Source organism: Streptomyces sp. SS8 (assembly GCF_054072955.1).
Genome location: NZ_JBSVCZ010000008.1, coordinates 191,631 through 212,413 on the forward strand (window position 1 = coordinate 191,631; position 20,783 = coordinate 212,413).

A 20,783-nucleotide genomic window follows, 5' to 3' on the forward strand; every position below is an offset into this window, starting at 1 on the left:
CGCCTCCTCGGCCCTGCGGGCCCCCTGGTGCCGGGCGAACCCCGGCCGGCGCGGCGCTAGGCGCGCGCCCGCAGGCGGCGCCAGACCGCCTTGGCCGCGTTGTGCCCGGACATGCCGTGCACGCCCGGGCCCGGCCAGGTGGCCGAGGAGCACAGGTAGACGGCCGGATGGGCGGTGGCGTACGGGACGCGGGCGAGCCCCGGCCGCAGCAGCGTCTGCAGCCCGGTGAAGGCGCCGCAGGCGATGTCGCCGCCGACGTAGTTGGCGTTGCGGGTCGCCAGTTCCGGCGGGCCCGCGGTGGCGCGGGCCAGCACCCGGTCGCGGAAGCCGGGCGCGAAGCGCTCGATCTGCCGCTCGATCGCCTCGGTGGCGTCCCCGCTCCAGCCGCGCGGCACATGGCCGTACGCCCAGAAGACGTGTTTGCCCTCCGGTGCCCGGCCCGGGTCGACCACGGTGGGCTGGGCGGTGATCAGGAACGGCGGGTCGGGCTGGACTCCCTCGGAGGAGGCGGCGCGCAGGGCGGCGGCGATCTCACCGCTGGAGGGGCCGATGTGGACGGTCCCGGCCCGGCGGGCGGCCTCGGAGGTCCACGGGACCGGGCCGTCCAGCGCGTAGTCGATCTTGAAGACGCCGGCGCCGTAGCGGAAGTGCCGGTAGGCGTCGCCCAGTCCGGCGATCCGGGCCAGTGCGGTGGGCGAGGTGTCGAAGACGTAGGCGCGGGCGGGCGGCAGCTCGTCCAGCCGCCGCACCTCCACCCCGGTGTGGACCTGCCCGCCCAGGTCGCGCAGGTAGGCGGCGAGCGCGTCGGACAGGGACTGCGAGCCGCCGCGCGGCATCGGCCAGCCGACCTCGTGCGCGGCCAGCGCGAAGACCAGGGCGATGCCGCCGGTGGCGGGCGAGGTGGTCGGCCCGATGGCGTGGGCGGCCAGTCCGAACATCAGCGCCCGTGCCCTGTCGTCGCGGAAGCGGCGCACCAGCCAGTCCACCGGCTGCAGCCCCAGCAGCCCGAAGCGGGCCAGGGTGACCGGGTCGCGGGGCAGCCCGTCCCACGGCACCTTGAAGAAGTCCCCGACCAGGGTCATCCAGCGGCCCAGGAACGGCGCCACCAGCCGGCGGTACGTCCCCGCGTCGCGCGGCCCGAAGGAGGCGGCCGTCTCGGCCGGCGAGCGGGCCAGCACCCCGGTCGTGCCGTCGGGGAAGGGATGGGCCAGGGGCAGTTCGGGGTGGAGCCATTCAAGCCCGTACCGCTCGGTGAGCGGCATCGCGGAGAAGGCGGGCGAGCCGACGCCCAGCGGGTGCACGGCCGAGCAGGGGTCGTGCCGGAAGCCAGGCAGCGTCAGCTCCTCGGTGCGCGCCCCTCCCCCGACCGACTCCATCGCCTCGAACAACTCGACGGAGAAACCCCGCCGGGCCAGCTCCACCGCGGCGGTCAGCCCGTTCGGACCGGCTCCCACCACGACCACGTCCCGCATCGACGCCACGTCGGATTCTCCCCTCGGCGCTGAGGTCTGACCGGCTCAGGCCAGCAGGGAGAGGATACGACGCACCGTCAGCGCGTCCCGTGCGGCGGTGAAGGGCAGCGCGTTGCCGCCCGCCAGGCGGAACGGCTGCCCGGTGCGCGTGGCGTGGCCGCCGCCCGCCTCGGCCACCAGCAGCAGCCCGGCGGCGTGGTCCCAGGCGTTCTCCCAGGTGAAGGCCACCGCGTCGAGCGCGCCGCGCGCCACGTTCAGGTACTCCAGGCCCGCCGAGCCGCACGGCCGGGGCCTGATCCCGTCGGTGTGCAGGCCCTCCAGGGAGCGCTTCTGCGCGTCGGTGGTGAAGTCCGGGTGCGAGTGGGCGACCTCCAGGGGCGCGTCCGGCGCGGGGTTGCCGGAACGGATCTCCTCGCCGTTGAGGCGCGCGCCCTCGCCGCGCACGGCGACGGCCAGCTCCTCGCGGGCCGGCGCGTACGTCCAGGAGGCCAGCAGTTCGTCCCCGCGGGCGAGGGCCACCAGGGTGCAGAAGCCGGGGTCACCGTGGACGAACTGGCGCGTGCCGTCCACCGGGTCCACGATCCACACCGGCGCCTCGCCGCCCAGCGCCCGGTAGACCGCCGGGTTGTCGTGCACCGCCTCCTCGCCGACGACCACCGAGCCGGGCAGCAGCGCGGTCAGGGCCCCGGTCAGGTGCTCCTCGGCGCGCCGGTCGGCGATGGTCACCAGATCGTGCGGGCCGCTCTTCTCGGTCACCTCGTGCTCGGCCAGCTGCCGCCAGCGCGGCATGACCTCGGCCGCGGCGGCCTTGCGCACGGCCTCCTCGACACCCGTCAGCAGTTCGTCGTCGATCATCCGTCCATGGAAGCACGCCGCCGGGGGTTCCCGCCGGACGGCGGATGGCCGGAGGGTGAACGGCCCCCGCGGCCCGCCTTCCGTTCCCCCGGCCGCCCGGCCCGGCCCGCGCGTTCAGCGGCCGACCGCGTAGCCCTGCATTCCGCGCGGGTTGGCCGCCGCCGACAGCACGCCCGTCTCCGGGTCGCGGGCGACCGCGCACAGCCGCCCCTGCGTCCAGGGGCCGCCCACGGTCACCAGGTGCCCGCGCCGCCGCAGCTCGCGTACGGCCTCCTCGCCGATACGGGACTCGACCGTGACGGCGCCCGGCCGCATGGCGCGCGGCCAGAACGAGCCGGGGAAGCCCTCGTGGTGCCAGTTCGGGGCGTCGATCGCACCCTGGAGGTCGTATCCGCCGCGCACCGGCCCCCGCAGGGCGACGGCGAGGAGGAAGTGGGTCTGCCACTGGTCCTGCTGGTCCCCGCCGGGCGTGCCGAAGGCGAGGACCGGCTCCCCGCCGCGCAGTGCGAGCGAGGGGGTGAGGGTGGTGCGCGGGCGGCGGCCGGGGGTGAGGGTGTTCGGCAGTCCGGGTTCCAGCCAGGCCATCTGGAGCCGGGTGCCGAGCGGGAAGCCGAGGGCGGGGACGGCGGGATTGGACTGGAGCCAGCCGCCGCTGGGGGTGGCGCTGACCATGTTGCCCCAGCGGTCCACGACGTCCAGGTGGCAGGTGTCGCCGGAGGTCGCGCCGTCGCGGGCCACGGTGGGTTCGCCGGTGCCCGCGGCCCGGTCCCCGGCCCGTGCGGCGGCCCGTGCGGCGTGGGCGCCGAGCCGGGGGACGCGCCCGCCGGGGCTGCCGGGGCGCAGCTCGTGGGAGGCGCTCTCGCCTATGAGGGTTCGGCGCCGCGCGGTGTAGGGGCCGGAGAGCAGGTCGTCCAGCGGTACGGCGGCGGCCCCCCGCGCGTCGCCGTACCAGGCCTCGCGGTCGGCGAAGGCCAGTTTGCTCGCCTCGATCACGGTGTGGAGGTACTCCCCCGTGCCGTACTCCGGTCCGTTTCCGGGCAGGTCCGCCAGGAGGGCGAGCTGCTGGAGCATCACCGGGCCCTGCGACCAGGGGCCCGCCTTGCAGACCGTCCAGCCGTTCCAGTCGTGGGTGACGGGCTCCTCGTAGGAGGCCGACCAGGAGGCCATGTCTTCGCCGGTGAGGGTGCCGGCGTGGCGCTCGCCGGAGGTGTCCATGGCGGGACGGGCGGCGAAGTCGGCGAGCGCCTCGGCCACAAAGCCCTCGCGCCACACCCGCCGGGCGGCCTCGATGCGCCTCTCGCGTCCCGTCCCGGCCGCCCGCGCCTCGGCCAGCAGCCGCCGCCAGGTGGCGGCGAGGGCGGGGTTGCGCAGCAGGGCGCCGGGCGCCGGGGAGCGCCCGCCGGGCAGGTACAGCTCGGCGGAGGTCGTCCACTCCGTCTCGAACAGATCGCGCACCCGCTCCACCGTCGCCCCGATCCCCGGTACGGCCGGGTGGCCGTGCTCGGCGTAGCCGACGGCGTACTTCAGCACGTCGGCGGGCTCGCGGGTGCCGTGGTCGCGCAGCAGCGTCATCCAGGCGTCGAACGCGCCGGGGACGGCGGCGGCCAGCGGGCCGGTGCCGGGCACCAGCTCCAGGCCGAGCGAGGTGTAGTGCTCCACCGTCGCGCCGCGCGGCGCGGGCCCCTGCCCGCACAGCACCCGCACCGGACCGCCGGCGGGCGCCAGGATGACCGGCACCTCCCCGGCGGGGCCGTTGAGGTGGGGCTCGACGACCTGGAGGACGAAGCCCGCCGCGACGGCCGCGTCGAAGGCGTTGCCGCCGTCCTCAAGGACGGCCATGGCGGAGGCGGAGGCCAGCCAGTGGGTGCTGGAAACCATCCCGAAGGTGCCCTGCAGGGTCGGGCGGGTGGTGAAGGTCATCGGCTCGGCTCCCGGGGGTGGTCGGTCGGCAGGGGGTGGCACGGCCGGCGGGTGCGGGCGTGTCCGGGCGCAGTGTGCCACCACCGGACGGCGGGACCCCGGAAACGCGGTCGAGGTCCGGGCTCCCGGCTGCGTAGGCTCGGGAGCATGAGCACACAGGACGGGCAGGGCGCGCGGGCCCCCGGCGGGGAGGCCGGGGCGGGCCGGAGGCCGCTGGTGGCCCTCCTGAGCGGCGCGGGGATCTCCACCGACTCCGGGATCCCCGACTACCGCGGCCCGAACGGAGTGTGGCGCAAGGACCCCGAGGCCGAGAAGCTCGTCACCTACGAGTACTACATGAACGATCCGGAGATCCGCCGCCGCTCCTGGCGGATGCGGCTGGACGGTCCGGCGCTGCGGGCGAGGCCGAACGCCGCGCACGAGGCCGTGGCGCGCCTGGAGCGCTCGGGGGTGCCGGTGCGGGTGATCACCCAGAACGTGGACGGTCTGCACCAGATGGCCGGGGTGCCCGAGCGCAAGGTGCTGGAGCTGCACGGGACCGCGCGGGCCGTGGTGTGCACCGGGTGCGGCGCGCGTTCGGACATGGAGCGGGCGCTGGAGCGGGTGCGGGCCGGGGTCGCGGACCCCGAGTGCCTGCGGTGCGGCGGCGTTCTGAAGTCGGCCACCGTGATGTTCGGCGAGGCGCTGGACCCGCAGGTGCTGGGCGAGGCGCTGGCGATCGCCAGGGCGTGCGAGGTGTTCGTCGCGGTCGGCACCAGCCTGCAGGTGCAGCCCGCCGCCTCGCTGGCCGGGATCGCCGCCGAGCACGGTGCGCGGCTGGTGATCGTCAACGCCGAGCCCACGCCGTACGACCCGCTGGCCGACCGGGTGGTGCGCGAGCCGATCGGGCGGGCGCTGCCGGCCCTGCTGGAGGAGCTGGCGGCGGGCTGAGGCACCCCGCCGCACGGGAGTGGGGCGAGGGTGCGGCGGTGCGGGGCCGGGCGGCCGGGCCGGTGCGTCAGTCCGGCCGGCTCGCGCCGCGTGTGGCCCAGGCGTGCAGCGACTCCTCCCGGCCCGCGTCCTCCAGGTTCATCGCCGCCTCGATCAGCGCGAGGTGGGTGAACGCCTGCGGGTAGTTGCCGAGCATGGTGCCGTCGGCGGCCTGCTCCTCGGCGAACAGCCCGAAGTGCCCCGCGTGTGCGCACAGCGCCTCGAAGCGCTCCCCGGCCTCGTCCAGCCGCCCGGCCAGGACGAGCGCCGAGACCATGTCGAAGGAGCACAGCAGGAATCCGCCCTCGGGGCCGCCGATCCCGTCCGCGGTGGCCCGCGGGTCGTAGCGGTGGATCAGCGGGCCCTCCCCCAGCCCCTGCGCGATCGCGTCGAGTGTGGACAGCACCCGGGGGTCGCGCCCGGGAAGGAAGCCGAGCAGCGGGATCCGCAGCAGGGAGGCGTCGAGGTTGCGGGAGCCGTAGGACTGTACGAAGGCGCCCACGGTTTCGTCGTAGCCGTGGGTCAGGATGCTCTCGCGCAGCTCGTCCCGCTGCGTGCGCCACTTCTCCAGCGGCTGCCCCGGGTCACCGGTCAGTTCGGCCAGGCGGACGCCGCGGTCCAGGCAGACCCACAGGTAGAGCTTGGAGCTGGTCCAGTGCCGGGGCTCGTCGCGGATCTCCCAGATGCCGTGGTCCGGTTCCCGCCACAGCCCGCACGCGGTCTCCACCACCTTGTAGACGGTGGCGCGCTCGTCCTCGTCGAGCCCGGCGCCGGTCCTGTCGCCGGTGCCGCCCCCGTCGCCGTCCCCGGAGCCTGCGGTGACCTGCTGGAAGACCAGGACCGCGTCCAGGACCTGGCCGTAGACGTCCAGCTGGGTCTGTTCGTGGGCGGCGTTGCCCACGCGTACGGGGCGGGAGCCCCGGTAGCCCTCCAGGTGTTCCAGCGTCCGCTCGGTGGTGTCGGTGCGGCCGTCGATGTCCAGCATGGGTGTGAGCACGCCGCGCGAGGCGGTGCAGTGCCGCAGCAGGCCGCGCAGGTAGGCCCCGGCCTCCGCCCGGTGTCCCAGCCGCATCAGGACCAGGACCACCAGAGCGGCGTCCCGGTGCCACATGTAGCGGTAGTCCCAGTTGCGTTCGCCGCCCGGCCACTCGGGGAGGGAGGTGGTGGGCGCGGCGATGAGGGCGGCGGTGTCGCTGGACATCAGGGCGCGCAGCACCACGGCACTGCGCCGCACGTGGTCCACGCCGTGACCGTGGTACGGAACCGGCGAGGACCAGGCGTACCAGGCGTCGCGCGTCTCCTGGAGCAGCAGGTGGGCCTGCCCGGGGTCCAGTGGGCCACGCCGTCGCCCGTCGTAGGCGAGGGCGACCGCCAGGGTCTGCCCGGCGGCGAGTTCGGCGGTCACCTCCGCGTCGCCGTCGGCGGTGGTCCGCGGGCGCGGGCCCGCACCTCCGCCGGGGCCCGCGGCGGTGAGCCACAGGCCGGCCTCCTCCTCGGCGAGGCCGCCGGCGCCGGGGGCCTCGGCCCACCGGGCGGTACGGCGCGCGTAGTCGGGCCTGGCCCGCAGCCGGTGCCGTACCCGTACCCGGCCGCGCTCGCACCGCAGGAGCCGGACGAGGAAGCCGGTGGGCACCAGGCCGCGGTGCTCCTGCCCGCCGGGCGGGCGGACCGCCAGGAAGTCATGGCCCACCGCGGTGCCCTCGGAGGACTCCCAGCGGGTCTCCAGGATCGGCGCCGTGCCGGCGTAGCGCCGTTCGGACGGGCCCTCGTCCGCCACCCGCAGTTCCCAGGCCCCGCCCGTGGCGCGGTCCAGCAGCCGGGCGAAGACGGCGGCGGAGTCCACTCGCGGCGCGCACAGCCACTCCACGGCGGCGTCCGGCCCGATCAGGGCGGCGGTGCGGCAGTCGGAGAGGAAGGCGTACTCACCGATCGGCGGGTACGCCTCTGACTCCGCCGCGCCCCGCCCGGTCACGGGGTCAGCTCCGGGAGGACGCGCGCGCCGAACGCCTCGACGAAGCCGGCCTGGTCGCGTCCCACCTGGTGCAGCATCACCTCGTCGAAGCCCGCCTCGGCCTGGGCCGCCAGCCAAGCGGTGTGCCGTCCCAGGTCCTCGGAGACCCGCACGTGCGGTTCGACCTGGTGGGGCTCGATGAACCGGGCCGCCTGCTCGAAGTGCTCGGGCAGCGGGATCTCCCAGCCGACGTCGCTGCCGAGCACCGCCTCCCGCCACTGGTCGTGCGCCGCCTCCAGCGCGCTCTCCCGGTCCGGGGCCCAGGACAGGTGCGCCTGGAGTACGGCGGGGCCTTCCCCGCCCGCATCCCGGTAGGCGGCCAGTGTCTCCCGCTGTGCGTCGTCCGGCTGGTTGACGGTGATCAGGCCGTCCGCCCAGCGCGCCGCCCGCGCCGCGGTGGCGGGGCTCACCGCCGCCGCCAGCAGGGCGGGCGGCCTCTTCGGCAGCGACCACAGGCGGGCGCGGTCGACGCGGACCAGGCCGTCGTGCGAGACGGTCTCGCCCGCGAACAGGGCGCGCATGACCTCCACGCACTCCTCCAGGCGGCGGACGCGCTCCTCCTTGCCGGGCCAGGGGGTGCCGGTGATGTGTTCGTTGAGCGCCTGCCCGGTGCCGAGCGCCACCCACAGTCTGCCGGGGTGCATCTGCGCCAGCGTCGCCGCCGCCTGGGCGAGGACGGCCGGGTGGTAGCGCTGGCCGGGGGCGGTGACCACGCCCAGCGGGAGCGAGGTGGCGGCCAGCGCCGACCCCAGCCAGGCCCAGGCGTGTCCGGAGTGCCCCTGCCGCGAGCTCCAGGGCGCGAAGTGGTCGGAGCACATGCCGCAGGAGAAGCCGGCCTCCTCGGCCGCTTCCAGCAGGGAGAGCAGCCGCGCGGGCGGGAACTGCTCGTGGGAGGCGTGGAAACCGTAGCGGGTCATGCCGGACAGGCCTCCTGTCCGGCCTCCGGGCGCCGGGCCTCCGCGCGGCCCCGCGCGGGCGGCGTCGGCCCACGGCCGGCGGCTCCCGGACCGGGCGGGCGGCATACGGCTGCGTTCATGTGCGTACCTCCCGGTACAGCGTGCCCCGGGCAGGGATCGGTAAGCAGCGCCGTTAGGCCGTACGGCCGCGGGTCCGTGCCCGCGGGCCACTCCACCCTTGTCATGTTTCCAACAGAAGCGGCATCCGGCGATACGCTTCCGCCCCATGGACGAGAACCTGCGCGACATCGTGCTGGGCGTGCTCGCGGCCGGCGTCACCACCTCGCTCGGCTGGTTCGGCCGCACCTGTCTGTGGCGCCGCGCGCTCCGCCGCAAACAGCGCTTCTTCGGGATGCCGGAGCACTCCGAGTGCCTGCTGGTGGTCGGCCGCAAGGCCGCCACGGGGGAGGGCGCCGTCTCCCGTGACGACGTGTTCGCCCTGCTGGAGCTGTCCGCCCTGGTCAAGGACTGCGGCGCCAACGCGCAGGTGCTGTCGCACGAGAACGTCCGCCAGGGCTTCGGCGAGCGGACCGAGTTCTGTGTGGGAGGCCCGTCGGCGAACCGGCGGACGGCGGCCCATCTCCACTCCCTGCTGCCGGGGGTGCGGATCGACACCACCCCCGAACCGGGCCCGGACCAGGCCGCGTTCACCATCGGCGGCGAGCGCTACCGGATGGAGCGGGGATCGGTGGAGTACGTCCTGCTCGCCCGGCTCACCGCGGGCGAGGGCTCCCACCCGGTGTTCGTCCTGTGCGGTCAGCGGGCCGTCACCAACCAGGCGGCCGCCCGCCATCTCGCCCGCCACCACGCCCGACTGGCCCGCAGGTACGGCACGGACGGCGACTTCTGCCTGCTGCTGAAGGTGGTCAACTCCCAGGCCTACGGACCCGATGTCGTCGAACTGGTCGCGGACGTCACCCGGGCCGCCACCACCGCGCCGTCCGCACCCGCGTCCGTACCCCCGCCCACCCGCCGCCAGCACCGGGCACGCGGCCGGGCCGAGGGATGACCCGGTCAAGTGCCCGATTGTGCAAGGAGTTTGCGGAACCGGGTACCGATGTCGCCGAGGTGTTCCCGATGATGTTGCCCACGACGCCTCATGCGGTACAGGCCCCCCTCCTACCCTGTTGACCCAGGCACGGAGACCGTTCCCACCCCGCAGGCGGCAGCACGGAGAGGAGTCCCGGATGGGCGACAGCAGACCGGTCTACCAGCGGATCGCCGACGATCTGCGGCAGCAGATCGACGAGGGGGCCCTGGCCGTGGGCTCCCGCATCCCCTCGCGTTCGGAGCTGAAGCGCACCTACGCCGCCAGCGACCAGACCGTGGACCGGGCGGTGCGCGTACTGAAGGCCGCCGGCTACGCGGAGGGGCAGTTCGGACGGGGGGTCTTCGTCACCGACCGCAGCCCCGCCGGCAGCCTGCTGCGCACCGGCGAGGCGGTGGACTCGCCGTTCGCCGCCCGGCTGCTCACCGGCTCCCCGGCCGCCCCCACGCTGCTGTGGGAGGCCGCCTCCACCGCCGCCGGGGCCCCGCCGCGGATAGCCGAGCGGCTGGGGATCGGCGCGGGCGACCCGGTGATGTGCACACGGTACGAGTACCTGGCCGACCGGCGCCCGCTCCAGCTCGCCACCAGCTGGGAGCCGCTGGCGCTCACCGAGGGCACCGAGGTGGTCTTCCCCGAGCGCGGCCCGTACGCCCGGCGCGGGGTGCGCGAGCGGTTCGCGGCCATCGGCCTGCCCGTGGCGCGGGCCACCGAACTGGTCGGCTCGCGGTCGGCCACCAGCGCGGAGTCGCAGGCCCTGGGGTGCTCCCCCGGGCAGTGCGTGACGGTCATCGAGCGCACCCACCACACGGCGGACGGCCGGGCCGTGGAGACCTCCGAAATCGTGGTGCGCGCGGACCGGTGGCGGCTGGAGTACCGCATCGACTTCCCCGGCTGACGGGCCGCGCCCCGGCCGCGTCCGGCGCCCGCGGGCCCGGACGCACCGGCCGGCGCCCGTCACGCCTCGGATGCCTCCGCGTACACCTGCGACAGCTCCGGAGTGCCGCTGAGCGCCCACTCGTGGCCCGCCGCCACCACGTCCAGCTCCCGCCCGGAGGCCAGCCGCACCACCGGACGGCCGCTCGGCCACACCTGCCACTCCGCACCCGGCACCGTGCGGACGACGACGGTGCCCAGATACAGGCCCGCGTCGTTGCCCAGCCAGGTCAGCGCCTCGGGGTCCTCGTCGCGCCAGCGCGGCAGGAGCTGGTCGAGGGCGGCCAGCGAACCGGGCGTGTCCTCCAGCTCGATCCCCGCCGCCCCGGCCTGCCCGCGCAGCAGTTCGCACTCGGACAGCAGCTGCGCCACTCCCTCGGCGTCGTGGGGGACGGACTGCATGACCGCCACCCCACGGGACATGCCGTGCTTCTTGCGCCAGTTGTCCAGGAAGGGGATGTTCATACGCCTCAGCCTGACATCAACGGCGCGGTGAACGGCACATGGCGCGCGGGCGGGCGCTCACACCTCCAGGTCGACGACGACCGGAGCGTGGTCCGAGGCGCCCTTGCCCTTGCGCTCCTCGCGGTCGACGTAGGCGTCCTTCACCGCCGACTCGAAGGCCGGGTTGCCGTAGACCAGGTCGATGCGCATGCCCTTGTTCTTGGGGAAGCCCAGCTGGCGGTAGTCCCAGTAGGTGTAGGGGCGGTCGTACTTCAGCGGGCGCGGCACGACGTCGGCCAGGCCCGCCGCGCGCAGCCCGGCCAGCGCCTCGCGCTCGGCCGGGGTGACGTGCGTGGCGCCCTCGAAGACGGCGGGGTCGTAGACGTCCTCGTCGGTCGGCGCGACGTTGTAGTCGCCGAGGATGGCGAAGGGCCGGCCCTGCGCCTCCCCCGCCGTCTCCCGTACCGCCAGCTCGCGCAGCGCGGCGAACCACCTGAGCTTGTACTCGAAGTGCGGGTGGCCCACCTCGCGGCCGTTGGGCACGTACACCGACCACACCCGCACCCCGCCGCAGGTGGCGCCCGCCGCCCGGGGCTCGGTGACGCCCTCGTAGTCGGGCCCCGCGGGCAGGCCGACCACCGGATCCTCCAGGCCCACCCGGGACAGCACCGCCACTCCGTTCCACCGGCCCGTGGCGTTGACCGCGGCCTCGTAGCCCAGCTCGCGCAGCGGTTCGGCCGGGAACGCCTCCGCCGTGCACTTCAGCTCCTGCAGGCACAGCACGTCCGTGCCGCTGCTCTCCAGCCAGGCCAGCAGCCGCTCGAGCCGCGAGGTGATCGAGTTGACGTTCCAGGTGGCGATACGCATGGCAGCGAATCTACCGCCCGGCACCGACAGCCGGCGGGCGGCGGGGCGGCTGCCGGCCGCCGGCGGGGCGCTCCCTCCGGCGGGGCTCAGCCCGCCCGCAGTGCGACGCTCTGCCCGGGCTCCAGCCGCGTGTGCTCCGCGCCGGCGGCACCGGGGCCGTCCGGACCGAGCAGGCGGCCGTAGACCAGATGCCCGAAGTCCGACAGCAGTCCGTCGTGGACGTCGTACGCCACGCGCGGCCGCACCTCGCGCACGTAGTCGACGACCTCGGCGACCTTGCTCCAGGGGGCGTGCACCGGCAGCAGCAGGGTGTCCACCGGGCGGCCGGGTACGGTCAGGGCGTCGCCGGGGTGGAAGACGGTGCCGGCGCCGGGGGCGGTGACGGCGTACCCGACGTTGGTGACGCGCGGGATGTCGGGGTGGATGACGGCGTGCAGTTCGCCGTGCACCTCCACCTCGAAACCGGCGGCGGTGAAGGCGTCCCCGTCGCCGACGGTGTGGACGCGTCCGGGGAAGGCGGCCGAGATCCGCTCGGCGACGCTGCGCAGCGTCCAGATCCCGGCGGCCGGGTTCGCCTCCAGCGCGGCGCGCAGCCGGCTCTCGTCGAAGTGGTCGGGGTGCTCGTGGGTGACCAGGATCGCGTCGGCGCCGACGGCGGCGTCCGCCTCGCTGAAACCGCCCGGGTCGATGACGAGCGTGCGGCCTTCGCGGTGCAGGGCGACGCAGGCGTGGCCCTTCTTGGTGAGCTCCATGGGGCCCATTGTGCTGCCCGCCCGCGATCCTCGCCGCGGAGTCCCGCCACCGCCGGGGAACCTGTCACGGGAACCGGTCGAGGGCGTCAGTCGCGGGGGGTGGTCTCCTCCGCTATGACGCGCCGGGCGACTTCGAACGCGGCTCCGGCGGCGGGCATTCCGCAGTAGACGGCCGTGTGCAGCAGCACCTCCCTGATCTCCTGCGGGGTGAGCCCGTTGCGCAGCGCGGCGCGGGTGTGGGAGGCCAGCTCCTCCAGGTGCCCGCCGGCGGTGAGCGCGGTGAGGGTGACCACCGAGCGGGTGCGGCGGTCGATGCCGGTGCGGGCCCACACCTCGCCCCAGGCGTACCGGGTCAGGAGGTCCTGGAAGTCGCCGGTGAAGTCGTCGGTCTCCTCGGCCACGCGGTCGACGTGGGCGTCGCCGAGCACGTCGCGGCGGAGCCTCAGACCGGTGTCGTACGCGGCGCCGGGGTGGCCCTGGCTCCGCTCTCCGGCGGTCAGGGCGGCGATCGCGGCACGGGTGGGCAGGGCGTCCGGCGCGCGGTCCGTACCGTCGGCGGGCGCCTGGGCGGGGACCGGGGCGGCCGCCGGGGCGTCCCGCCGGCCGGCGGGGAGGGCGGCCGAGAAGTGCCCGGCCAGCAGTTCGGTGATCTCTCCGGGCCGCTCCACGGGGGCCATGTGGCAGGCGTCGGGGACGAGGGCGAGCCGGGCGTCGGGAACGCCCGCGACCAGGGCGCGGGCATCGGCGGGCGGGGTGACCCGGTCCTCGGCCCCGGCGACGACCAGGGTGGGCACGCCGATACGGGCCAGCTCCCGGCGTATGTCGAAGGAGGCCAGCGCCTCGCATGCGGCTATGTAGCAGCCGGGGTCGGTGGTGCGGACCATTTGGACGGCCCACTCCACGATGGCGGGCTGGGCGGCGGCGAAGGCGGGCGTGAACCAGCGCTCGGGGGTGGAGCGGGCGATGGGGTCCAGTCCGTTGGTGCGCACCACCACGCCGCGCTGCCGCCAGGTGTCGGGGGTGGCGTAGCGGGGAGCGGAGGAGATCAGCGCCAGGGATGTGAGTCGGCCGGGCGCGTCCAGCGCGATCCTGGCGCCCACGGCGCCGCCCAGGGAGCAGCCCGCGTAGGCGAAGCGGTCGGCGCCCGCGGCGTCGGCGGTGGCCAGCAGCCGGGCGGCGAGGTCGCCGACGGAGGTGGCGGGACGGGCGGGCGCGCCGCCGTGGCCGGGCAGGTCGTAGCGGAGCACCCGCCAGTGGCGGCTGAGTTCGGGGACCTGGCGGTCCCACATGTGCCAGGTGGCGCCGAGGGCCGGTCCCAGGACGAGGACCGGGGCGTGTTCCGGCCCGTCAACGCGGTACTGCAGCGTTTTGATCTTGGGCTCGCTCACGGGATCACACCTTCATCTGTCACGATCTGTCACACGCCCCCCCGCGAGGCCTCCCCACACCTCCGCTGCCGGAAGCAGGTCCGCCACGTCCGGCTTCACGTACCACTTATTCGTCGTCTTCACGTTGGTGTGCCCAGCCCACATGGCAAGCAGGTGGTCCGGCACACTGCTGTTGGCCAGATACGTCAAGCAGGATGCTCGGGCATCGTACAGACGGACCCTGCGGAGGCCGTTCTCATCCATGGTCTTGTACGCGCGGACACGAAGCCGCCGACCGTTCAGCGCGGCACCGGGTTCGTCCACGAGCACGTACCCGCTGCCCTCGCGTCCTTCGCCCGCCGCCAGTCTCTCCGCAGCCTGCACGGCACGGAACGCCTTCAGCGCCTCACGCACGAGGCTGGGAAGCGACAGCCCACGTTCGCCCGCCACGTTCTTGGCGTCCTTCTCCACCACGGTGCGGTTCCCCATCGGTGTCCGCGTGTTTGCGATGCTCAGCGTGGCCGCGTCCAGGTCGATATCCGACCAGCGCAGGCCGCGCACCTCCGCCGGGCGCAGGCCCATCAGCGAAAACGGTCAGCCGACCTGCTACCACCGATCCACAGTCCAACGCTGCGAGCCCTGGCTACCATCCCCCGATGGAATGGTGGAAAACGATCGCGCCCCTGGTCGGCGTCGTCCTGGGAAGTCTCGGCACGCTACTCGGGCAGAAGCTGTCCGACATACGCACCCTCCGGCGTGACCGGCTGCTCGCGCGGGAAGAGGCGATGATGCGTCTCACCTCAGAGCGGGCAACTCTCCAGCGGGAGGCAATCATGGAAATACAGCACGCGCTGGAAAGCAGCATGGCCGCGAACGAGCTGCCGCGCGGGGCCAGGATGAGTGAGCAATTCCGGTCGGTGGCAACGGAATCTGCGCTGCATCTCCGTGCTCACATCGCCCGGCTTGAAGACCGCGGACTTGCCGCCAGCGTGCTGGAGTGGCTGGAGCCGCACCAGAGTGCGGCAGCAGCACGGACTGCGCTCGATGCGCTTCGGGATCGGCTGAGCCGCCATCTCCGAGGGCTCTACGCGGACGGCCCTGTCTAACGCGCGAGCGGAGGCTTCATTGGCGCTCTGTGCCCTGAGCACGGCAGGCGTACCGTGGCGGCGTGGCAAACGAAGACCTGGGAAAAACTCTGCGCCGCCTGCGCCGCCTGGCCTCCCTCACACAAGAAGAGCTGGCCGAGCGCTCCGGCGTATCCGTCGACGTGATCCGTCAGCTCGAACAGGGACGGAAGCATTCGGCGCGTCTGCCCACATTGCACGCCCTGGCGAACGGTCTCGGTGTGGAGCTGACCACGCTTCTCGGGGACCCGCCTGCCGTGTCCGTCACCGGGGAGAACGACGGCCCCCGTTTCGTGGCGGTGCGCCGTGCCATCATGCCCGCGCTCTGGGGACCGGCGCCCGAGCCGCCCGAGCCCGACTTCTCCATGAGCAGCCTGCGTGAGCAGATCGCAGACGGCTGGACGCAGTACCACTCTGCCGAGTTCAACACAGTGATGAAGGCGCTGCCGGACCTGATCTCGGATGCACGCTCCGCCACCGCATCATGCAGCAACGACGAGCGTAGGGCCGGTTTCGCGGCACTGGGGAAGGCGCTTCAGCTCGCCGGGCACGTAGCCGTGCGGATGGGCAAAACGGACCTCGCTCTGATCAGTCTCGAACGCGCCATAGACGCTGCTGGGCAGTCCTCCGATCCGCTGCTACTGCCGATGATCGTCAACTCCACTGCGTGGACGTACCAGCGGCAAGGCCGTCTGGAAGACGCGTTGGGTATCGCCCTCCAGACCGCCGACAACATGGTGAGCGCGGGCCACACCGATACGGCCGACGGCCTGAAGGTGTGGGGCGCACTGACCATGAGCGCCGCCACATCGGCTGCGCGCAGCGGTGACTACGAACGCGCGGCCACGATGATGGAGACGGCCGAGAAGGAAGCCGCCCGCGTCTCGAAGTTGTCCGACGGCGGGGACAGCCGCATGGTCAGCGTCTTCAGCCCTTCATCGGTCCGCATCGAACGCGTCCGACTCGCAGTGCAGTACGGGCACCCGCAGGGTGCCCTGGCGCTGGCGAAGGGGATGCGGCTCAGCAAGGACACACCTCCGTCGTGGCGCACGTGGCTGCTGCTGGACGTGGCCCGCGCTCACACGGACACAGGGGACGCGGCTGGAGCCGTAAAGACCCTGGAGTCCCTGCGCCGTGTGGCACCGGCGTGGATGCAGCACCACACCTTGGCCGTGGCGATCGTGCGCGACCTGTGGGCGCTCCCCAATCACCCTCCGGGCCTACGGCCGTTGGCGGAGTTCCTGGGGGTCTGCGAATAGCGTGGTGAAAGTGGGACGTTGCGCCCCTGTCAGCGTTCCAGGCATGTCGCTTACATAAGCGGACAGCGCCCCGGCGGCCGTGCGACCGGCCCCGGGGCTTGGCCGATCTGAGAGAGCAGACCGACATGCCGCAACCTACAGCGCAGGCCCGCAAGACCGGGCACCCCGGGTACAGCGAGACCCTGCCGCGCCGGCCCGAGAGCGCCGCGTCCGCTCGACGCATGATTCGCGCCGCGTGCGCCGCGTGGCGTCTGGACGACTTGGCCGAGGATGGCGCCCTGATCGTCTCCGAGCTGGTGTCGAACGCGGTCCAGCACGCCCGGCGGAACTCCATCCGGGTAGTTATCGAAAGACCCGAGACGGCGCGCCTACGCATTGGCGTCGTGGACTTCTCGAAGGCCCCGCCGGTACGCAAGGCGCCGGGCCCAGACGATGAAGGAGGGCGCGGTCTCGCGCTCATGGCGGCACTGGCGGACCGCTGGGGCACCGAACCGTTGCCGTGGGGGAAACGAGTGTGGGCAGAGCTGCACGGGAAGGGACGAAAATGAGCGTGCGGACAGTGATCCGGCACGAGACGTGGGTCCTGGAACCAGACCGCGAGCCGGACGCCGGGCCGGTGACATACGCGATGGAATGCGCGGTGTGCGGGGAGTCCTCCGAGCCCTCCGAAAACTTCGCGGAGCCACAGGCGTGGGTGCTGAAGCATTGTGGGAAGAACCCGTCCCACCACACCTTCCGGGAGCGCATCGCGCGTCCGTGGCGCACGTGGCGGCACGGATGATCCGACCGGCTGTCGATGCGCGAGAAGCCCCGGCTCGGTGTGTTCACCGGCCGGGGCTCCGTCGTCTCAGGAGCTGTCACGCTCTCTACGGAGCGCGACGGCCTGAGCGGCGCTCGCCTGGAACTTCATGGCACCGTCTGGACTGTGTGGAACCCCTCGGAAGGGTTCTATGGCTTGTGCCAGGTGGCGCCGAGGGCCGGTCCCAGGACGAGGACCGGGGCATGTTCCGGCCCGTCAACGCGGTACTGCAGGGTGTCGACGTTCTTCTCGCTCACCCGTTCACGCTCCCACATCCCGCGCCCCCCACCGGCGGGGGGTGGGGCACCCGGCGGCCCCGCGCCCCCGCCGCCGGCGCACGACACCGCTCCCGGCGCGCCGCCGGACACAAGCCCGCAGGGGTGGTGGCTTGTTCTCGCTGCTCCTTCCGCCGCCGGTGCGGCAGCGCCCCGGGCGCACCGGCGTCCTGACGCCGTATCGGTTACTGTTCCGGTCCGATGGGCTGATTGGTCGCCCTGATCCGGCCAAGACACAAGAAAACAGGGTGCGGTATGAGATCACGTTGAATATGGGGCACGGCCGCCGCGGTGGCGGCGGGGGTTTCGGGGGTGCTGGTGCTCCAGGGGGTGGTCGGCTCTCCCGTCGGGGGTGCCGGTGACGACGGGAGGTCCGCGGGGGCGGGGAAGCCGGTCCGGGCCGGTGTCCACTCGGCCGCGCTGAAGGTGGCCGACGGCGGCCGGGCCGCGGAGTCCGGGCGGCGGGAGATGGAGCCGTTCAGCCTGCTGGGAGTGACCTGGACCGATCCCGCCGCCCGCGTGGAGGGCACGGTGGAGGCCCGCACCCGCGCCGCGGCGACGGGCCGGTGGTCGCGCTGGCTGGTACTGGACGGCGACAGCGGGCAGGGCGAGCGGGGCGCCGAGCGCGGCGGTACCGAGCCGGCCTGGGTGGGCCCCTCGGACGGGGTCGAGGTCCGGGTGCGGGCCGCGGGCAAGTCCTCGGCCGGTCTGCCCGAGGGGCTGCGGCTGGACATGATCGACCCCGGCGGCACCGCCACCGGCATGGAACCGGCCGCGTTCACCGAGGACGACCCCGCGGCCGATCCCTCCCCCACCCCGGAGCCGGACGGGCCGGAACCGGAGGGTTCGGAACCGGCCACCGAGCCGGCGCCGGAGCCGCCGGCGACGCCGGCCGCAACTACTTCGGCAAGACCTGGGCCAAGGGCGCGCAGCTGTCCTTCCCCGCCATCCACGGGCACCGCGACGGCTACAACACCCAGTGCCCCGGCAACCGGCTCTACGACCAGCTCGCCACCGTCCGCAGCTGGGCCGCCGGCCCGGTCAGCGGCCTGGCGATCACCTCGGTCACCGGCGCCGGGCAGTCGGGGACGACCTACTACACCAAGGCCGCCGTCACCGTGAACTGGAAGGCGTCCACCCCCGCCGCGCTGGTCTCCCGGTACGAGCTGCTGGTCGACGGCAAGGTCGCCGCCACCGCCGCGAACACCGCCACCTCGGCCAAGGCCACCCTGGCCCTGGGCAGCCACACCGTCGCCGTCCGCGCCGTCCACATCTCGGGCAAGGCCGCCACCACCGCGGCCGCGACCGTGGTCGCCGAGACCACCGCCCCCACCTTCACCACCAAGCCCAACCTGGCCCTGCGCACCGGCACCGTCAACACCGGCGCCGTACCCCTCACCCTGAAGTGGAAGGCCACCGACACCGCCGCCCTGAAGGAGGTCAAGCTGACCAAGCCGGTGGCCAAGACCTACGGGCCCACCACCACCAGCGCCTCCCACACCGCCGCCTCGGGCACGGCCACCACCTGATCGCTGACCGCCCGCGACCAGGCCGGCAACACCGCCACCGCCTCGGTGGCCGGCACCCCGGTGATCCTCCAGGAATCCTCGGCCACCAAGACCGGCACCTGGACCACCAAGTCCTCCACCAGCTACCTGGGCGGCAAGTCCTACTCCAGCTCCGCCAAGAACGCCTCACTGAGCTGGACCTTCACCGGCCGCTCGGCCGCCTGGACCGTCTCGCGGGCCACCGGCTCCGGCCAGGCCCACATCTACGTCGACGGCACCAAGACCGCCACCGTGGACCTGAAGTCCTCGACCACCAAGTACCGCCAGGCGATCTGGACCAAGACCTGGGCCACCAGCGCCAAGCACACGGTCAAGATCGTGGTCGTGGGCACCAGCGGCCGGCCCACCGTCACCACCGACGGCCTGGTCTACCTCAAGTAGGCGCGGGCCGGCGACAGGAGCGACACTCCGGGGCCGGGTGCCCCCCGCGCAGAGCGGGGGCACCCGGCCCCGGCCATGAGCACCGCCGACCGTGCCGGAGCGGAGCCGGTTTCCCGGACGGTGTTGACACCACCGGCCGTCTCTCTAGGATCCGTGACGTCCCGGCTCATCGAACGGTGTTCGACATTTCGTACGGCCAGGTGGACGGCCACTGCCCCTGCCCCGTTCCACCACCGCGGCCACCGGCCCGGGACGACCCCCACACGAGAAGGAGTCTCAAGATGACAAGGACGGCAAGGGCAAGATCCCTCTTATGGCCGGCCCTCGTCGCCGTACTGCTCGTCCTGGGCGTGGACGGCGCCGCGCTGGGCCACGGCCGGAGCGAGGGCACCCGGTCCACGGCATCCCGCGCGGCCGCTGACGCCGGCGCCGCCGCCGCGAGCCCCGGATGCGGCAAGGCCCCCACCCTGACGAGCGGCACCCACACGATCCAGAGCGGCGGCAGGGCCCGGAGCTTCATCCTGCGGATCCCCGGCGGATACGACCGCAGCCGCCCCTACCGGCTGGTCTTCGGGTTCCACTGGCTGGGCGGCTCCTCCACCGACGTCGCCACCGGCCGCACCGTGGACACGGGCACCTGGGCCTACTACGGGCTCCAGCGACTGGCGGACGAGAGCGCCGTCTTCGTCGCGCCCCAGGGCCTCGACAACGGCTGGGCCAACACCGGCGGGAGGGACACCGCCTTCGTCGACGACATGATCCGGCTGATCGAGGCGGACCTGTGCGTCGACCAGGAGCAGCGCTTCGCCCTGGGGTTCAGCTACGGGGGCGCGATGTCGTACTCGCTGGCGTGTTCGCGCGCGACGGTCTTCCGCGCGGTCGCGGTCCAGAGCGCCGGGGTGCTCAGCGGGTGCGACGACGGCACCAGGCCCATCGCCTACTTCGGGGTGCACGGCCTCAGGGACAGCGTCCTCGGCATCTCCGGCGGCCGGGCGATGCGGGACAGGTTCGTCCGGAACAACGGCTGCACCCCCCAGAACCCGCCGGAGCCGTCCCAGGGCAGCCTGACCCACAGGATCACCGCCTACTCGGGCTGCTCGGCCGGGCATCCGGTCGTCTGGGCCGCGTTCGACGAAGGGCACATCGCCGCCCCGCAGGACGGGGCGCCGGGTGACAGCGGTCCCAGGACCTGGCTGCCGGCGGAGATATGGAAGTTCTTCTCCCAGTTCCAGTCCTCCGACCCCGGCCCCGACCCGGACCCGGACCCCGAGCCCGAGCCGGCGGCCTGCCGGGTCACCGCCGCCGTCAACGCCTGGAACACCGGCCTGACCTCGAGCATCACCATCACCAACACCGGCACCACCGCGATCGAGGGCTGGTCGCTGGCCCTCACCCTGCCCGAGGGGCAGACCATCACCTCCGGCTGGAACGCGACCTACTCCCCCGCCTCCGGCCGGGTGACGGCCAGGAACGTCTCCTACAACGCCACCATCGCCCCGGGCGCGTCGGTCGACATCGGCTTCCAGGCCACCCACACCGGCGACACCGCCCCGCCCGGCTCCTACACCCTCAACGGCGCCGCCTGCGCCGCGGGCGGTTCGCGGAGCTGACCGGACGGTCCGGCCCCGTGGCGGGGGGGGGCCCCCGGCCCCCCCGGGGGGGGCCCCCCCCCCCCCCCCCCCCCCCCCGCGCGGCGGGCGCCCGGGGCGGGGCCGCCCCCCCCCCCGCCCCCCGGGGGGGGGGGCGGCGGGGCGCCCCCCCAACAAACCCGGGACCGAAAAGG

18 protein-coding genes and 1 pseudogene are annotated in these 20,783 nt (G+C 74.0%); 9 read left to right on the forward strand and 10 right to left on the reverse strand.

Annotation, left to right across the window (positions count from 1 at the left end):
* Positions 1–56 precede the first annotated feature (56 nt).
* The 3 genes from ACW69E_RS10905 to ACW69E_RS10915 form a co-directional block, all read right to left on the reverse strand.
* Complete coding sequence (locus ACW69E_RS10905; protein ID WP_457497983.1) at positions 57–1,472, reverse strand: phytoene desaturase family protein; 1,416 nt, start codon at positions 1,470–1,472, stop codon at positions 57–59.
* Positions 1,473–1,517: 45 nt separating this feature from the next.
* Positions 1,518–2,327, reverse strand: coding sequence for an inositol monophosphatase family protein (locus ACW69E_RS10910; protein ID WP_457497960.1), 810 nt, complete (start codon positions 2,325–2,327; stop codon positions 1,518–1,520).
* A 114-nt stretch (positions 2,328–2,441) separates the two neighbouring features.
* On the reverse strand, positions 2,442–4,247 hold the full coding sequence (locus ACW69E_RS10915) for a gamma-glutamyltransferase family protein (RefSeq protein ID WP_457497961.1): 1,806 nt from the start codon (positions 4,245–4,247) through the stop codon (positions 2,442–2,444).
* Between the two features lie 147 nt (positions 4,248–4,394).
* On the opposite strand from ACW69E_RS10915, the gene ACW69E_RS10920 reads away from it, so the two are divergent.
* Positions 4,395–5,177 carry an SIR2 family NAD-dependent protein deacylase gene (locus ACW69E_RS10920; RefSeq protein ID WP_457497962.1) on the forward strand — a complete coding sequence of 261 codons (783 nt, stop codon included), beginning with the start codon at positions 4,395–4,397 and terminating at the stop codon, positions 5,175–5,177.
* A gap of 67 nt (positions 5,178–5,244) precedes the next feature.
* On the opposite strand, the gene ACW69E_RS10925 is transcribed toward ACW69E_RS10920, so the two are convergent.
* Positions 5,245–7,188, reverse strand: coding sequence for a glycoside hydrolase family 15 protein (locus ACW69E_RS10925; protein ID WP_457497963.1), 1,944 nt, complete (start codon positions 7,186–7,188; stop codon positions 5,245–5,247).
* The gene (locus ACW69E_RS10930) at positions 7,185–8,144 is read right to left on the reverse strand and encodes a TIGR03885 family FMN-dependent LLM class oxidoreductase (RefSeq protein WP_457497964.1); all 960 of its coding nucleotides are present in this window, start codon (positions 8,142–8,144) and stop codon (positions 7,185–7,187) included. Before ACW69E_RS10930 ends, ACW69E_RS10925 begins: the two co-directional genes overlap by 4 nt.
* Positions 8,145–8,409: 265 nt before the next feature.
* Here ACW69E_RS10930 and ACW69E_RS10935 point away from each other — a divergent pair, with 265 nt between their 5' ends.
* Both ACW69E_RS10935 and ACW69E_RS10940 read left to right on the forward strand, forming a co-directional pair.
* On the forward strand, positions 8,410–9,192 hold the full coding sequence (locus ACW69E_RS10935) for a hypothetical protein (protein ID WP_457497965.1): 783 nt from the start codon (positions 8,410–8,412) through the stop codon (positions 9,190–9,192).
* 178 nt (positions 9,193–9,370) lie between these two features.
* Positions 9,371–10,126 (forward strand): GntR family transcriptional regulator, encoded by a 756-nt coding sequence (locus tag ACW69E_RS10940; protein WP_457497966.1) that lies wholly within the window; start codon positions 9,371–9,373, stop codon positions 10,124–10,126.
* 59 nt (positions 10,127–10,185) lie between these two features.
* On the opposite strand, the gene ACW69E_RS10945 is transcribed toward ACW69E_RS10940, so the two are convergent.
* From ACW69E_RS10945 to ACW69E_RS10965, 5 genes are all read right to left on the reverse strand, one after another.
* On the reverse strand, positions 10,186–10,629 hold the full coding sequence (locus ACW69E_RS10945) for a DUF6278 family protein (protein ID WP_457497967.1): 444 nt from the start codon (positions 10,627–10,629) through the stop codon (positions 10,186–10,188).
* Between the two features lie 57 nt (positions 10,630–10,686).
* Complete coding sequence (locus ACW69E_RS10950) at positions 10,687–11,475, reverse strand: exodeoxyribonuclease III (RefSeq protein WP_457497968.1); 789 nt, start codon at positions 11,473–11,475, stop codon at positions 10,687–10,689.
* Positions 11,476–11,561: 86 nt separating this feature from the next.
* Positions 11,562–12,227 (reverse strand): MBL fold metallo-hydrolase, encoded by a 666-nt coding sequence (locus ACW69E_RS10955; protein WP_457497969.1) that lies wholly within the window; start codon positions 12,225–12,227, stop codon positions 11,562–11,564.
* A gap of 86 nt (positions 12,228–12,313) precedes the next feature.
* Entirely contained in the window at positions 12,314–13,615 is a 1,302-nt protein-coding gene (gene pcaDC / locus ACW69E_RS10960; protein ID WP_457497970.1) for a bifunctional 3-oxoadipate enol-lactonase/4-carboxymuconolactone decarboxylase PcaDC, read from the reverse strand.
* A gap of 12 nt (positions 13,616–13,627) precedes the next feature.
* Positions 13,628–14,176: a site-specific integrase gene (locus ACW69E_RS10965; RefSeq protein ID WP_457497971.1), complete on the reverse strand. Its 549-nt coding sequence runs from the start codon at positions 14,174–14,176 to the stop codon at positions 13,628–13,630.
* Between the two features lie 74 nt (positions 14,177–14,250).
* On the opposite strand from ACW69E_RS10965, the gene ACW69E_RS10970 reads away from it, so the two are divergent.
* The 6 genes and pseudogenes from ACW69E_RS10970 (at position 14,251) to ACW69E_RS10995 (ending at position 20,610) form a co-directional block, all read left to right on the forward strand.
* Positions 14,251–14,700 carry a hypothetical protein gene (locus tag ACW69E_RS10970; RefSeq protein ID WP_457497972.1) on the forward strand — a complete coding sequence of 150 codons (450 nt, stop codon included), beginning with the start codon at positions 14,251–14,253 and terminating at the stop codon, positions 14,698–14,700.
* Positions 14,701–14,762: 62 nt separating this feature from the next.
* The gene (locus ACW69E_RS10975) at positions 14,763–15,977 is read left to right on the forward strand and encodes a helix-turn-helix domain-containing protein (protein WP_457497973.1); all 1,215 of its coding nucleotides are present in this window, start codon (positions 14,763–14,765) and stop codon (positions 15,975–15,977) included.
* A 125-nt stretch (positions 15,978–16,102) separates the two neighbouring features.
* A complete protein-coding gene (locus tag ACW69E_RS10980) occupies positions 16,103–16,525 on the forward strand; it encodes an ATP-binding protein (RefSeq protein ID WP_457497984.1) in 423 nt (140 codons plus the stop codon).
* On the forward strand, positions 16,522–16,758 hold the full coding sequence (locus ACW69E_RS10985) for a DUF7848 domain-containing protein (protein WP_457497974.1): 237 nt from the start codon (positions 16,522–16,524) through the stop codon (positions 16,756–16,758). Before ACW69E_RS10980 ends, ACW69E_RS10985 begins: the two co-directional genes overlap by 4 nt.
* Positions 16,759–17,519: 761 nt before the next feature.
* Positions 17,520–19,000, forward strand: a pseudogene (locus ACW69E_RS10990) (hypothetical protein).
* A 281-nt stretch (positions 19,001–19,281) separates the two neighbouring features.
* Positions 19,282–20,610 carry a cellulose binding domain-containing protein gene (locus ACW69E_RS10995; RefSeq protein ID WP_457497975.1) on the forward strand — a complete coding sequence of 443 codons (1,329 nt, stop codon included), beginning with the start codon at positions 19,282–19,284 and terminating at the stop codon, positions 20,608–20,610.
* Positions 20,611–20,783 lie beyond the last annotated feature (173 nt).